This window comes from Enterococcus raffinosus, assembly GCF_018917525.1.
GTDB classification, from domain to species: Bacteria; Bacillota; Bacilli; order Lactobacillales; family Enterococcaceae; genus Enterococcus_A; species Enterococcus_A raffinosus_A.
Genome location: NZ_JAHLOS010000042.1, coordinates 1 through 14,578, shown reverse-complemented (window position 1 = coordinate 14,578; position 14,578 = coordinate 1). Strand labels below are relative to the sequence as shown.

Genomic DNA, 14,578 nt, shown 5'->3' with positions numbered 1-14,578 from the left:
CGCATACGAAAGCCTTTTGAATATTGCGTAAAAAAATCGGATTTACTATGAGCTTGCTTAATAATAGTAGACGTGTCGTTTAGTTGAATAATAAAGGACATTCGAATTGAATTATTTTTTCAGAAAAATTAATTCATTCAAACGAATAAGGAGGAAATATTTTGACATTAGCAAAAATTGTTTACGCCAGCATGACTGGTAATACTGAAGAAATCGCCGATATCGTGGCTGAAGCCTTCGAAAATTTAGATCTAGATGTAGAAATCGATGAATGTACACAGGTTGACGCTGAAGATTTTGAGGATGCGGATATTTGTGTGGTTGCGACATATACTTATGGTGAAGGCGACCTTCCTGATGAAATCGTGGACTTTTACGAAGAACTTCAAGAATTAGACCTGAGCGGAAAAATCTTTGGCGTCTGTGGATCTGGTGATACTTTTTATGATCAATATTGTAAATCTGTCGATGATTTCGATGCAGCATTTGCAAAAACGGGAGCAACTCGCGGAGCAGAAAGTGTAAAAGTAGAAATGGCTGCCGAAGAAGAGGATATTGAAAATTTAGAATCTTTTGCGAAAAAACTTGCAGAGGCAGTAGCATAATGATTGTTAGAAGATGTACCAAAACAATTGGTGCATCTTTTTTGTTTTATGAAGGTTTTCAGAATTATTATATACATTAATGAATCTCATTTTCTTTTTAGAATATTGAAGAAATGCTAAGATAAGGATATCGAACTGGAGGGATAGAAATGGTTTTATCTAATTTTGACACACTCTTAAAAAAATACGCCCATTTGATTGCAAAGGTGGGGGTAAATGTACAGAAAAATGACACTGTTGTCGTATACGCCAGTGTTGATCAAGCTGTATTAGCTCGGCTTGTTACAAAAGAAGCTTATCAATTAGGCGCAGCAGAAGTAATCGTCCAATGGAACGATGATGAAATTCAACGGGAGTTTTTGAGTCATGCAGCAGAGGAACGAATCAATGAAGTTCCTGCTTATAAAGTGGATAAAGCAAATACATTTGCTGAAAAACGGGTCACCCGAATCAGTATTGTTTCACAAAATCCTGATGCTTTATTAGGTGTCAATACAAGCCGTGTAGCAAGCTATCAAACAGCCCGTGGCAAAGCATTACAAGCTGTGATGGAAGCCACGCAATCAAACAAATTACGATGGACAGTGGTCGCTGCTGCTAGTCCTGCTTGGGCAAAAAAAGTCTTTCCTAATCTCGAGTCAAGTGAAAAACAAGTCGATAAACTTTGGGATGAAATTTTTAAAACAACCCGGATTTATTCTGATGATCCTGTTAAAGCATGGGAAGAACATGATGCAGCAATGCGCGAGCAAGCAGAACGTCTAAATAAAGAACAATTTTCTGCTTTACACTATACCGCTCCAGGTACAGATATCGTGATTGGACTACCAGAAAATCATGTTTGGGAAGGCGCTGGAAGTTACGCTGCAGATGGCAATGAGTTCATGGCAAATATGCCGACTGAAGAAGTGTTTACTGCACCTGATCGTAATCGTGTTGACGGATATATCACCAGTACAAAACCATTAAGCTATGCTGGCACAACTTTGAATGAAATGAAATTCACCTTCAAGGATGGAAAAGTCGTTGAGTTTTCTGCTAAAGAGGGAGCTGATGTCTTAGCCTCATTATTGGATATTGATGAAGGAGCGAAACACCTTGGTGAGGTTGCCTTAGTTCCAGATCCTTCGCCAATTTCACAATCCGGCATTACCTTTTTCAATACACTATTTGATGAAAATGCATCAAATCACTTAGCACTTGGTGCAGCATATCCCTTTAGTGTGGAGGGTGGCACTGAAATGACCAAGTCAGAATTGACTGAAGCTGGTTTGAATAGCAGCCAGACTCATGTCGATTTCATGGTAGGTTCTGCTCAAATGAATATTGATGGCATTCGCAAAGATGGTACAAAAGTTCCAATCTTTAGAAATGGTGATTGGGCTTAAATAAAACAAAAACAGCACGTAGAATTTTTTCATTCTAAGTGCTGTTTTTACGTTCTCGACTGGAATCGAACCAGCGACCTATCGCTTAGGAGGCGATCGCTCTATCCTACTGAGCTACGAGAACATGCCTCTATTATTGTAGCGATTTTAACTTATTTTAGCAAGATGACTAACTTAAATTTAATGAAGACATTCTAAAAAAATGAAAAATTACGATGGTCACCTATTACTAATTCATGAATTTTTCTCAAATAAGAATCAGAAGAACCTTGTTGTCATCCCTATTTTAAAAAGAACAAAGGGAAAAGACTTATTTCCGTCTCTTCCCTTTGCTCTTTTTACTTTTTCTCTTTTTTGGTTCACTTTGCTTTAGTGGTTCTTCTGTTAAAAGCTCTCCTCCAAACAAATAAATTGGTGCTAGCTTTAGATTCAGTTTTTTAGTAATTTTCACTAGGTCTGATTTTTCTTGGGGAGTGACAAATGAAATCACGACTCCGGTATTTCCCATTCGACCAACTCTGCCAGCACGATGCAAGTAGCTTTCCTCGCTTAATGGCACATCCACGTTAATGACAAATGGCAGTGCTTCGATATCTAGACCTCGACTAGCCAGATCGGTGGTTAATAAACCTAAAGTTTGATGCTTTTTGAATTGTTCGATCGCGCCTTTGCGAGAAAGTTTTGATTGATCAGAAGCAAGGCCTGCCACTGGTAATTGGTGGAATAGTAACTTCTCTTCCGCACTGCCCATATCGGTCAGCTGATTGAAGAAAATCATTCCCCAAAAATCAGGTATGTTTAATAAGCGACGTAATTGATCGACTTTTTTACGATCACTTGTCTCTAAATAAAAGTGCTGCACCTCTCCCTGGCTATCATCTTCTTCGCTTACATCTATCACAATCAGCTCAGATTCAATCTTATTCAATTCATCTAATACGACATCAGCAGTTGCGGAAAAATACAGATGTTGCGCATTGTTATCCGTAGCTTTCAGAATGTTTCGAATCAACTGCAAGCTTTGACCTTGAACCAGCTGGTCTACTTCATCAAATACGAGTGTTTTGATGTTGGGAGCTTTGATTTTTTTTGCCGTAATCAATTCCAGCACACGGCCGGGTGTTCCGACTAATAATTCTGGTTTTTTCTTCAGTGCTTCTTGTTGACGTTTGACATTGGCACCGCCGATTAAAGGTTGAACTTTCATTCCTGAGCCGCTAATCCAGGTTCGAGCGACTTCTACTACTTGCATCGCTAGTTCCTGTGAAGAAGTCAAAACTAAAACCTGGCTGGGATCGCCCGCTTTAAGGTTATTGATCAAAGGCAATAAATAAGCTAACGTCTTACCACTGCCAGTCGGAGCAATTCCAACTAGATTTTTCCCTTCACTGATTAAGCTATAAACTTTTGATTGAATCAAAGCAGGTTTTTGAAACCCTGCTTCTTCCCAATTTTTTTGTAAAAATGGTGCAAAATTCTGTTTATCCATGGATTCCTCTATTTCTCGTCCGCATCAAAAATGATGCCCGCACTTTTTCGCATATCATACATTACTTGGTTCACATTTCGGGATAATTCGACCCATTCTTCATAGTCCGTGCCCAACTTGCGATCTGTTGGATTCAAAATCACTTGGGCAAACTCGGCTGCCTCTTCAATCATTGGATTTTCTAATTGATGCACAGCCAGCTTTTCTCTACGTTGGTGATTTCGATCATGAAAAATGGCTTCGCTAATGGAATTGACCGCATCCATCATTAAGGTTCCATTCGCTAAATAAATCTCAGATTGCTGAAAACTATCATTGATCTTACCTGTCCGAATCGTCACGTCAAAATTATCATATCGCAAAACACCTACTCCAAATCCGTCAACACCAGTTGCGATTTTTTGAGCAAAATAGACACTTTCTTTTGGCATACCGAACCAAGCCAACGCCGCATAAATTGGGTATACGCCCAGATCAACCAACGCGCCGCCTGAAAAATGTGGAGAAAAAATATTGGGCTCTTCTCCATCCAAAACTTGATCATAACGCGAAGAATACTTCATAAAGCTAAAATCCGCGCCGATGATTTGATCTTTCAATGGCAAAAAATCAGCAATCGTTTTGAAGGATTTCTCATGAATATTACGAGCCGCCTCAAAGAAAAATACTCTTTTCTGATTCGCTAACTCGATAATTTCATCCATTTCTGTCGGCGTAGAAAAGGCTGGCTTTTCAACAATAACATTTTTGCCAGCTAAGATTCCTTGCTTTGCCTGCTCGAAATGCAGGCTGTTTGGTGAAGCGATATAAACGGTATTTACATGTTCAAGACCGAAAAACGTATCAAGATCAGTAGCATATTCGACATTGCCATACTTTTCACCAAATTTTTGCGCTGTTTCTAACCGCCGAGAATAAACCGCCGCCAGGCGATACTTCCCCGTCTCATGAGCTGCTTGGACAAATTGGTCAGTAATCCAATTTGTTCCGATGATGCCTAAGTTAATCATGATTTTTCCACCTCTCACTCATTGATTTGGATCAATAAATTCTTGTTTCAGATCAAAGGGGACAGACTCTTTAATCGAAATGGATTCCTGATCTACCTCACAATTATACGCTAAAATCTGCACACCGTCTGCCATTGCCTTCTCTGCCGCTTGATAAAGTGCTGGCTGCATCAATCGGTGAATCGTCGCCGCTCGGATTGCAGGAAATTGTACGACAAATAAAACATAACAATGATAATCCAAGGCTTGAGCGACTCGTAATTCCTCTACATGCTTTAACCCTCTGACTGTCGGTGCATCGGGAAAAGCGCCGATCCCCTGATTTTCTAATGTCATCCCTTTTACTTCAACAAAGCCTTTTTCCTGCTGATCTGTCTCAAAATAAATATCAAACTTCGACCGTTTAAAGGTATACTCCCGCTTTAAATAAATGATAGAACCTTTTAATCCAGGTAAACAGATCTTTCCTGTTAAAATCCCCTCAGCCGCGAGAGCATTAGGAATTTGTGAATCAATATTAATCCACATTTCTCCCTTTTTAACCGCAACAAGATCATAGGCTGTTTTCCGTTTGTCTGATGGTTGATGATTTACTGCTACTACTGCGTTTGGAAGTAATAATTCTTTGCACCGCCCTGTATTTTTTACATGAGTGATAATCTCTTCTCCCGATTCTATTAACCGACAGCGGGCAATAAATCGATTGCTTCTTTCAGTAAAAGCTGCTAAGTGAATCTCTGAATACTTCATTTTTTATCAAAATCCTTCTAAAAATAGTTAAATAGTCCTTAAGTCGGATGGAAAGATGACAGACTTTATTATATAGTATAACAAAGCCTGTGAGAATGGCTGCAATTTCTATGTCTAGCATTCTCAGTCAAATGGAATAGGATAAGAAATCCATCAAATTTATTATACAGTTGTGAAAGGAGTTTTTGGATGAGATTCAAATGGCCCGTGTTCCTCAGTGTGACGTCTCTTGGTGTGGCAGCAGTAGGTTCAAAATTTATTCGTAAACGTGACGCAAAGGATTTAAACAGCCTGTATGTTGGTTCTTGGGAATTCACTCATCCGAAAGAACACAAACATCATACCATAACAATCTATCCTGACCTTTCAATTGTTTTAGATGGCACCGCTATTATCTATCAGCTTATTGAATTGAGTGAACAAAAATTGGCCATTCAGGATCAATATGGTTACCATTTATTGATCAAAACAAAAAATGGCGCTCCAGTTAGCCTTTATGATGAATTGGATGATGTTTCTTTTCCAATTACCCCTGTAAATAATTAGACAAAAACGGATGCCGATTTGGCATCCGTTTTTTTATTGATGAATCAACGAACGTAGAATCTGATCCACGTTTTCTGCGGCTTTACGGCCTTCACGGATTCCCCAAATAACAAGACTTGGACCGCGTCTGGCATCACCTGCCACATAAACTTTTTCATTATTTGTCGTATAATCTTCATAGATTTCCTGAACCCCAAAAGTATCAAGTAAATTCTTCTCGGCTCCTGTAAAGCCCATCGCTAACAAAACAAGGTCAGCTTTTAAAGTTTTTTCTGTTCCGGCAATCGGTTGGAACTGGCTATCAACTTGCATTGTCTCGATCGCAATTACTTGTCCTCGTTCAGCACCAATAAAAGCAGTTGTGGAGGTATTATAAGCAGTTAGCTCTGAGTTCTCCAATGCGCCCTCTTCTTGTCCATACCCTTCGCGATTAATCATTGAATACTCCGGCCAAGGATTATTTGCTGCACGCTGCGCTGGCAATTGTGGTGTTATTTCTAGCTGTTTAACAGAAGCTGCTCCTTGACGAATCGCTGAACCAATACAGTCATTTCCTGTATCTCCACCGCCAATAACAACGACGTGCTTACCAGCGAGCTTTCGATCAGTGACTTTTTTGCCGTGCTTCATTACATCTTTTGTACATTCAGTCAAATAATCTACTGCAAACTGGATACCATGAAGCTCACGTCCTTTGATTTTTAGATCACGCGGAACGCTAGCGCCACTAGCAATAATAATGCGATCGTATTTTGCTTGCAGCTCATCTGCCGTAACATCAACGCCAACTTCTGTACTCAATACAAATGTAATTCCAACTTCCTCCATTACATCGATCCGTCGTTGAACAATTTCCTTATCCAATTTCATATTCGGAATACCGTACATCAATAATCCGCCAGCACGGTCACTGCGTTCATAGACCGTTACTTGATGACCTAGTTGATTCAACCGCCAAGCTGCTGACAGTCCTGCTGGACCAGAACCAATGATTGCAACCTTGAAATCGGTCCGTTCAGTCGGCATGCCATCAGCTTTGACCCAATCTTGTTCAAAGGCATTATCAATAATGAATCGCTCATTATCGTGGATGGCTACTCCTGAGCCATTCAAACCTTCTGTACAAGACTTTTCACAAGGTGCAGGACATACTCGACCAGTCATTTCAGGCAATGGATTCGTTTTAGCTAAACGATCAAATGCATTCTTGAAATCCCCACGATAGACAAAGTCGTTCCATTCAGGAATCAAATTATCATTTGGACATCCTGAGACAGCCCGTTTGCCGCCATAGAAAATCCCGGTATGGCAAAAAGGAATTCCGCAGTTCATACAGCGAGCCGCTTGTTCTTGCCGCTCTTCAACATTAAGTGGCGTTTGTAATTCTTCCCAATCCTGAATTCGTTCTTCAGCTGGTCGATAAGGATTGTCTTTCCGAGGATATTTTAAAAAGCCAAATGGATCTGCCATCCTAGCCACGCTCCTTTCCAGCCGGTACGGTTTGTTCACCGATCACTTCTATAAACGCTTTTTCGATCAGTTCATCACCTGCTAAACCAGTTTTTGCTAATTCCTCAGTTACACGAACCATTTCATGATATTCTCTTGGATAAACTTTAACAAAATGCTGTTGGACATTTTCCCAATCATTCAACAATTCAGCGGCCTTTAATGAATCTGTGTAAGTCAAATGCTTCTCGATCATTTCTTTCAAGACAGCATCGTCCCCGGTTTCGCCGAGTTTATAAAGATCAACCATTTCTAAATTACATTTGTCAGCAAATGTTCCGCTCGGATCATAGACATAGGCGACTCCACCAGACATACCAGCAGCGAAGTTGCGACCAGTTGGACCTAAAATGACAGCAACACCGCCAGTCATATATTCGCAGCCATGATCACCGACTCCTTCAACCACCACGTTGGCACCACTATTTCGAACACAGAAACGTTCGCCAGCCTTCCCGCCGAAATAACCTTCCCCGCGATTTGCACCAAAGCAAACCACATTTCCAACAATTGGAGAATTTTCCACGTCATAAGCAGCATCTTTAGGCGGTACAATAATCACTCGCCCTCCGCTTAACCCTTTGGCCACGTAGTCATTTCCTTCACCAATCAGTTTAAGCTCCATCCCTTGGGTGATAAATGAACCAAAACTTTGACCAGCAATCCCGGTATATGTGTATTGGATTTGACCAGGAGTCAGCTGATAATTACCAAATCGTTCAGCAATCCAACCGCCCATTCGCGCGCCGACTGTTCGATTAACATTATTGATTGGAGCGCTCATTTTCACTTGCTCACCGTTTTTAATCGCACCTTCTGCAAATTGATCCAATTCAGGCCATTCACGTTTTTCTTTAAACGGATCTTCTGTTTTGCGCTCGATGCCAATACTTGTCGATAACATTCGAGAGAAGTCTAATGATTTTGCCTTGCCTTTTGCAATAAAGCGCGGCTCTAATACCTCCGTATGACCAATCATTTCATCAATACTTCTAAACCCTAATTCGGCCATAATCTCACGCAAATCTTCGGCGATAAAATACATCATATTGATCAGATGCTCCGGTTTCCCAACAAAGAATTTACGCAATGCTGGATTTTGTGTCGCCACACCGACCGGACAAGTATTTAAACTACATACTCGCATCATCACGCATCCAATCGCTACCAAAGCAAGTGATGCAAAACTATATTCTTCGGCACCAAGTAAAATCGCCATCGCAACGTCACGACCAGTCATCAGTTTTCCATCAGTTTCCAAGGTCATTCGTTGACGTAGATTATTCATCGCTAAGGTTTGATGGGCTTCGGCAACACCCATTTCCCATGGGAGGCCAGCGTCACGAATCGAGTTACGTGGTGAAGCCCCTGTACCGCCATCGTAACCAGAAATCACGACAACATCGGCACCAGCTTTAACAACCCCCGTTGCAATCGTGCCTACACCGGTACTTGAAACCAATTTGACATTGATCTTCGCATACGGATTAATAGCTTTTAAATCATAAATCAGTTGCGCTAAGTCTTCGATCGAATAAATATCATGATGTGGCGGTGGCGAGATTAAACGCACACCTGGTGTTGAACCACGAATTTCTGCCACCCAAGGAAATACCTTGTTACCAGGAAGTTGTCCACCTTCACCTGGTTTTGCACCTTGTGCCATTTTTATTTGTAATTCTTCAGCGCTCATTAAGTACTCTGCGTTTACACCAAAACGCCCTGAAGCAACCTGTTTGATTTTACTATTGTAATTCTTGCCATCTGCTTGCGGTTTGAAACGTTTACGATTTTCGCCGCCTTCTCCGCTATTGGATTTTGCGCCGATACTGTTCATTGCCTCAGCAATACATTGATGGGCTTCCTCACTCAATGAACCATAAGACATCGCGCCAACTTTGAAACGTTTCACGATTTTACTCGCTGGCTCGACTTCAGAGAGCTTCACTGCTGGACGACCCTTTTTAAATTCCCACAGCGCCCGTAAATTGGTAGGCTCTTCCAACGCTTCCTGATTCATTTGATTGACGTAGTGTTTAAATAGTTGATAATCTCCCGAACGAACTGCCTGTTGAAAATTGTAAATCGTCTTAGGATTGAACAAATGATGTTCCCCATCCGCTTTGTATTGGAAACTACCACCAGATGCTAGTAAATCATTTTGCTGTGGACCATAAGCTAATTGATGACGCTGTAAATATTCTTCTTCAATTTGATGCAACGATAACCCGCCGATACGGCTCGCCGTCCCAGTGAAGTATTTTTCTGTCACTGGTTGGCTAATACCAACCACTTCAAACAACTGAGCACCGTGATATCCGGCAATCGTTGAAATCCCCATCCGCGACATTACTTTTACAATTCCCTTTTCAGCTGCTTTCCGATAATTCTCCAGACCATTTTCAATGTCAAAGTCATTCAAAGTTACATATGCGCCATAAGGATGAATGCCGCTAGCACCATAACCTATCAATGTAGCAAAATGATGGACTTCGCAAACTTCCGCTGAGTCGACAACCAGGCTCGCTAACGAGGCTTTCCCTTTTCGCACCAAATAATTATGCAGACCGGACACGGCTAGTAGAATCGGCATGGCCATTTTGGTTTTTTCGGCGCCACGATCACTTAGAATCAAGATTGTCCCACCATTATCAATAGCGGACTCAGCCTCTTTAAACATTTGTTCCAAACCATCTTCTAAAGCATTCTGTCCACCAACTGGATATAAGGTTGAGATAGTCACTGCTTTTTGTTCTTTTGTGTTCAATTGAACGATTTTACTAAAATCAGCACTGCTGAGAACAGGACTTTTAATTTTTAATTTCTGACAATTATGCGCATCATCAACTCGGATATCTCCATCACGACCTAAAAACATTTCTGTACCAATCACTAACTGTTCACGAATCGCATCAATCGGTGGATTAGTCACTTGGGCAAATTGCTGTTTAAAATACGTGAACAGCGATTGTGGCTTGTCACTTAAAACTGCCAATGGTGAATCATATCCCATTGAAAGAACTGGTTCCTCACCTTTTTCTGCCATAGGTAATAATTCATCACGGATAATTTCATCCGTGTAGCCATTCAACTTCCACATCTTTTGCAGTTCTTTTTCAGTCAACATTGCTGCGTCTTCTTCCGCTTCAGCAAGCTGTGACAGTTCAATTCGATTCTCGGCCAACCACTCTTTATAAGCATGGGCTTTGGCATACTTTTCCTTGATCTCTTGATTGCGATAAAATTTTCCGTTGATGGTATCGACTAAAATCATATTTGCTGGTCCTAGAACACCTTTTTCAATCACATTTGATGGTTCAAAGTCGACCACGCCCGATTCAGACGCCACTTGAACAAAACCATCCTTTGTAATCGAATAACGAGAAGGCCGTAAGCCATTTCGATCCAGCGTTGCGCCCACCATTTCACCATCTGTAAAGCATAATGCTGCCGGTCCATCCCAAGGGGCCATAAAACTCGCATTATACTCCTGAAATGCTGTCATTTCTTCCCCTAAGTTGGCCTTTTCCGACCAGGCTTCTGGTACCATCATCATCAATGCATGAGGGATATCACGACCGTTACGATATAAATATTCCATACAATTTTCTAACTTCGCTGAGTCAGAATCTTCTTCGTTATACACTTCAATGCCATGACTCTTCATCCAGTTTTCTGAACCGCGCAGCGTATTGATTTCTCCATTATGAGCCAAAAAGCGAAATGGCTGCGCACGATCCCAACTAGGAAAAGTATTTGTAGAGAATCGAGAATGCACGACAGCAATACTGGCTGCAAAATCCTCATCTTGCAGATCATCATAGAAAATCCCAACTTGGTAGGCATGCAGCATTCCTTTGTAAACGATTGTTTTGCTAGATAAGCTACAGATAGCCATTTCGCCTGCATGATACGTTTTCTCTAATTTGCGGCGCAGACGGTACATCCGATCCTCAAAGTCTCGATCTGTCCGTACTTCCAACGGTCGTTTTATGAATAACTGCACAAAGCTAGGCATCACTTTTTGTGCTCCTGGACCACAATTCTCATATTGGAACGGAACATCACGTTGCCAAAGGACCAAGTACCCGGCTGCTTCAATTTCTTTTACAAGAGCTTGCTGTAAACCATTCTTGTGTTTTTCTTCCGCTGGTAAAAAGAACATCCCCACAGCATATTGGCCACGATCAGGTAAATTTACCCCGGCAGTTTTCGCTTCACGTTGAAAGAATTTATCTGGAATCGTCGCTAAAATTCCGGCCCCATCCCCTGTTTCAGGTTCTGCTCCCGTTCCTCCACGATGATTCATACGTTCTAACATCGTTAACGCATGCCTCACTAGTTGATGTGAAGCCTTTCCTTCCATCTGAGCAATAAAGCCCATACCACATGCATCCTTCTCGAATGAGGGATCATACATGGTCGGGGCCTCTGTTACTTGTTGCTTTGTCATTGACATCAATCCTTTAAATAGTTTGACAATTCTCATTTTTTTTTAATATACTACCTTTTTTTTTTAAGATAGGCAAGGATTCTTAGAATATTTTTTTTATTACCCGTGTTATTCGTGTATCAATTCTTTAAAAGAGCGATCCAATCAAATGGAAAAAATGTGATATATTTGGTAAACTTAATCTGATATGCCTCGTTACGAAAGGATGAACATCAATGACACCGAATCGCGAAGACTACTTGAAATTAATATTGGAATTAGGTGGCGACAAAGAAAAAGTTAGTAATAAAAAAATCGTTGCTGGTTTGTCCATTTCTGGCGCTTCTGTCAGTGAGATGATCAATAAGTTAGTAAAAGAAGGCTTAGTTGAACACTCACCTTACCAAGGTGTTCAATTAACCCCGATCGGTTTAGAAAAAGCGAGTACGCTTGTCCGTAAGCATCGCTTATGGGAAGTCTTTTTAGTTGATCATCTTGGTTACTCATGGAATGAAGTCCATGATGAAGCAGAAGTATTAGAGCACGTGACCTCTTCACAACTAGAACAAAAATTGGATCATTATTTAAATCATCCAACATTTTGCCCTCATGGAGGAATGATTCCACAGCAGGATCAAACAGTTCACGAAAAAGATCGTCAAACCTTAGCAAGTTATCCTGAAGGCACGAATGTTCGAATAGCCCGTGTCTTGGATGAAAAGGATCTGCTCGATTACTTGATGGATCTGGGAGTCAAAATCCATGAAGAATACAAAATCACAAATATTGCTGCTTATGAAGGACCAATTACTTTACAAAACGACCAAAAAGAGGTTTCAATTAGTTACAAGGCAGCGTCAACAATTTTTGTTGATTCACTGTAGTGTTTTACGGAATAGAAATCAAACTAGGATGCCAGTCCAACTTTTTGCAGTATTTATGATTGAGTGTTAGATTTCGATCTTACTTGCTCATGAGAGCTCTTTCTTAATTGGATGGTATTCGTGGTGTGCATCAAGCTTATTTAACATTAAAACGAACTAGGAGTGGAACATATGGAACAGGCAGCATTATTCACCATATTTGGTGGAACTGGCGACTTAGCAAAACGAAAACTATATCCTTCGCTTTTTCGCCTATATAAAAAGGGGAATTTAGCAGAACATTTTGCAGTGATCGGTACAGCGAGACGACCATGGAGTGATGACCATTACCGTGAGATCGTTCGCGATACGATCAAGGATATTGCACCAACTGAGGAAGAAGCAGAAGAATTTTCAAATCATTTTTACTATCTGTCCCATAACGTCAACGATACTGAACATTACGATCAATTGAAAGAATTGTCTGATCAATTAGATGACAAATATAGTTTAAAAGGAAATCGCATATATTACTTAGCCATGGCACCTCAGTTTTTTGGAACAATCGTCAATCACTTAAAATCACAAGAAATTTTAACGACAAACGGTTATAACCGTTTAGTAATCGAAAAACCATTTGGCTTTGATTATGATTCTGCTAATGAGTTGAACAACCAAATCCGAAAAGTTTTTCCAGAACAAGATATTTTCCGAATTGACCACTACCTAGGAAAAGAAATGATCCAAAATATTTCGGTGATCCGCTTTGCCAACAATATCTTTGAATCCCTTTGGAACAATCGTTATATCGAGAATGTTCAGATTACCTTTTCTGAAGCACTTGGTGTAGAAGATCGTGGTGGTTATTATGAACACAGCGGTGCACTAAAAGATATGGTTCAAAACCATATCCTGCAAGTCGTAGCTTTACTAGCGATGGAAGTGCCAACTTCTTTCTCTAATAAATCGATTCGTGAGGAAAAAGTAAAAGTTCTACAAGCAATTCGTCGCTACGATTCAGAAGAAGTGTTACAAAATTTCGTTCGTGGTCAATATGACGCGGGAATGTTAGATGACAAAAAATTTGTTGCTTACCACGATGAGCCAAATGTTTTTGAAGATTCTTTGATGGAAACTTTTGTTGCCGGAAAATTTCTGATTGATAATTTCCGCTGGTCAGGCGTTCCTTTTTATGTTCGAACCGGAAAACGCATGACTGAAAAAGGCACACGGATAAATATCGTCTTTAAGCAAGTCCCTGTTAACGTCTTTAACTTCGAGCAAGAAGAAACAGCTGGTGGGGAATTGCCGCAAAATATTTTAACTATTTATATCCAACCAACAGAGGGCTTCTCGTTAACCCTTAATGGAAAGAAAATTGGTCAAGGCTTCAATACTGAACCGGTAAAATTAGACTTCCGCCAAAGTGCTGAAGTGACCGAAAACAGTCCTGAAGCGTATGAAAAACTATTGTTAGATGCCTTAAATGGTGACAGTACCAACTTCTCACATTGGGATGAAGTAGCAAACTCATGGGAGATTGTTGATCGCATCCGCAATACCTGGGATCAGACTACACCAGGCTTTCCTAACTATGCAGCTGGTACCATGGGGCCACAGTGTGCATTCGATCTTTTAGCTAAAAATGGACACGAATGGGCTTGGCAGCCAGACCAATGGTATCGCGAACGTGGGAAATTAGAATAAATCACTAAGCTGGGAAATTTTTCTCAGCTTTTTTTACATAGCTACCCAAAAACGGGTAATTTGAAAAATCATATAGATTTGATCGCACTCGAATAATTTCTACCTCATTCTATAATTGAGTATTTTCTGAGAAAAGCTAAAAGGAACCCGCATCGAATTACGTAAGCGTCATATACTAAAGCGTCTCGTTTTCTCCTTCTCCGACTGCTAAACTTACTGTATCAACTTACAGGAGGCACACTATGGAGAAAAAAGAAATCGTACCTATTCAGATCGTGG

The 14,578-nt window shown here is 40.6% G+C and carries 10 protein-coding genes and 1 tRNA gene; 5 read left to right on the top strand and 6 right to left on the bottom strand.

Annotated features, from left to right (window positions below; translation table 11 throughout):
* The first annotated feature begins 161 nt into the window (after nucleotides 1-161).
* Together KQI58_RS18840 and KQI58_RS18835 are read left to right on the top strand one after the other, a co-directional pair.
* Nucleotides 162-605, top strand: a complete 444-nt coding sequence (locus KQI58_RS18840; protein WP_216410521.1) for a flavodoxin — start codon at nucleotides 162-164, stop codon at nucleotides 603-605.
* 149 nt (nucleotides 606-754) lie between these two features.
* Nucleotides 755-1,993, top strand: coding sequence for an aminopeptidase (locus tag KQI58_RS18835; RefSeq protein ID WP_216410520.1), 1,239 nt, complete (start codon nucleotides 755-757; stop codon nucleotides 1,991-1,993).
* Between the two features lie 50 nt (nucleotides 1,994-2,043).
* Here KQI58_RS18835 and KQI58_RS18830 read toward each other — a convergent pair.
* The 4 genes from KQI58_RS18830 to sfsA all read right to left on the bottom strand — a co-directional run bounded on the left by KQI58_RS18830 (nucleotide 2,044) and on the right by sfsA (nucleotide 5,242).
* Nucleotides 2,044-2,117 (bottom strand) — tRNA-Arg (locus KQI58_RS18830).
* Between the two features lie 186 nt (nucleotides 2,118-2,303).
* Nucleotides 2,304-3,482: a DEAD/DEAH box helicase gene (locus KQI58_RS18825; RefSeq protein ID WP_216410519.1), complete on the bottom strand. Its 1,179-nt coding sequence runs from the start codon at nucleotides 3,480-3,482 to the stop codon at nucleotides 2,304-2,306.
* An 8-nt stretch (nucleotides 3,483-3,490) separates the two neighbouring features.
* On the bottom strand, nucleotides 3,491-4,492 hold the full coding sequence (locus KQI58_RS18820; protein ID WP_216410518.1) for a Gfo/Idh/MocA family protein: 1,002 nt from the start codon (nucleotides 4,490-4,492) through the stop codon (nucleotides 3,491-3,493).
* An 18-nt stretch (nucleotides 4,493-4,510) separates the two neighbouring features.
* Nucleotides 4,511-5,242 (bottom strand): DNA/RNA nuclease SfsA, encoded by a 732-nt coding sequence (gene sfsA / locus KQI58_RS18815; protein ID WP_216410517.1) that lies wholly within the window; start codon nucleotides 5,240-5,242, stop codon nucleotides 4,511-4,513.
* A gap of 189 nt (nucleotides 5,243-5,431) precedes the next feature.
* On the opposite strand from sfsA, the gene KQI58_RS18810 reads away from it, so the two are divergent.
* The gene (locus tag KQI58_RS18810) at nucleotides 5,432-5,788 is read left to right on the top strand and encodes a DUF4828 domain-containing protein (protein ID WP_216410516.1); all 357 of its coding nucleotides are present in this window, start codon (nucleotides 5,432-5,434) and stop codon (nucleotides 5,786-5,788) included.
* A gap of 33 nt (nucleotides 5,789-5,821) precedes the next feature.
* On the opposite strand, the gene KQI58_RS18805 is transcribed toward KQI58_RS18810, so the two are convergent.
* The gene (locus KQI58_RS18805) at nucleotides 5,822-7,258 is read right to left on the bottom strand and encodes a glutamate synthase subunit beta (RefSeq protein ID WP_216410515.1); all 1,437 of its coding nucleotides are present in this window, start codon (nucleotides 7,256-7,258) and stop codon (nucleotides 5,822-5,824) included.
* A 1-nt stretch (nucleotide 7,259) separates the two neighbouring features.
* Nucleotides 7,260-11,756 carry a glutamate synthase large subunit gene (gltB, locus tag KQI58_RS18800; protein ID WP_437177555.1) on the bottom strand — a complete coding sequence of 1,499 codons (4,497 nt, stop codon included), beginning with the start codon at nucleotides 11,754-11,756 and terminating at the stop codon, nucleotides 7,260-7,262.
* Nucleotides 11,757-11,965: 209 nt separating this feature from the next.
* Between gltB and KQI58_RS18795 the strand changes: the two genes are divergently transcribed.
* Nucleotides 11,966-12,613, top strand: coding sequence for a metal-dependent transcriptional regulator (locus KQI58_RS18795; RefSeq protein ID WP_216410513.1), 648 nt, complete (start codon nucleotides 11,966-11,968; stop codon nucleotides 12,611-12,613).
* 171 nt (nucleotides 12,614-12,784) lie between these two features.
* Complete coding sequence (zwf, locus tag KQI58_RS18790; RefSeq protein ID WP_216410512.1) at nucleotides 12,785-14,299, top strand: glucose-6-phosphate dehydrogenase; 1,515 nt, start codon at nucleotides 12,785-12,787, stop codon at nucleotides 14,297-14,299.
* Nucleotides 14,300-14,578 lie beyond the last annotated feature (279 nt).

Coding starts and splice junctions, on each gene's coding strand:
- KQI58_RS18835 (WP_216410520.1), top strand. CDS start 755: ATGGTTTTATCTAATTTTGACACACTCTTAAAAAAATACGCCCATTTG.
- KQI58_RS18825 (WP_216410519.1), bottom strand. CDS start 3,482: ATGGATAAACAGAATTTTGCACCATTTTTACAAAAAAATTGGGAAGAA.
- KQI58_RS18820 (WP_216410518.1), bottom strand. CDS start 4,492: ATGATTAACTTAGGCATCATCGGAACAAATTGGATTACTGACCAATTT.
- sfsA (WP_216410517.1), bottom strand. CDS start 5,242: ATGAAGTATTCAGAGATTCACTTAGCAGCTTTTACTGAAAGAAGCAAT.
- KQI58_RS18810 (WP_216410516.1), top strand. CDS start 5,432: ATGAGATTCAAATGGCCCGTGTTCCTCAGTGTGACGTCTCTTGGTGTG.
- KQI58_RS18805 (WP_216410515.1), bottom strand. CDS start 7,258: ATGGCAGATCCATTTGGCTTTTTAAAATATCCTCGGAAAGACAATCCT.
- gltB (WP_437177555.1), bottom strand. CDS start 11,756: ATGTCAATGACAAAGCAACAAGTAACAGAGGCCCCGACCATGTATGAT.
- KQI58_RS18795 (WP_216410513.1), top strand. CDS start 11,966: ATGACACCGAATCGCGAAGACTACTTGAAATTAATATTGGAATTAGGT.
- zwf (WP_216410512.1), top strand. CDS start 12,785: ATGGAACAGGCAGCATTATTCACCATATTTGGTGGAACTGGCGACTTA.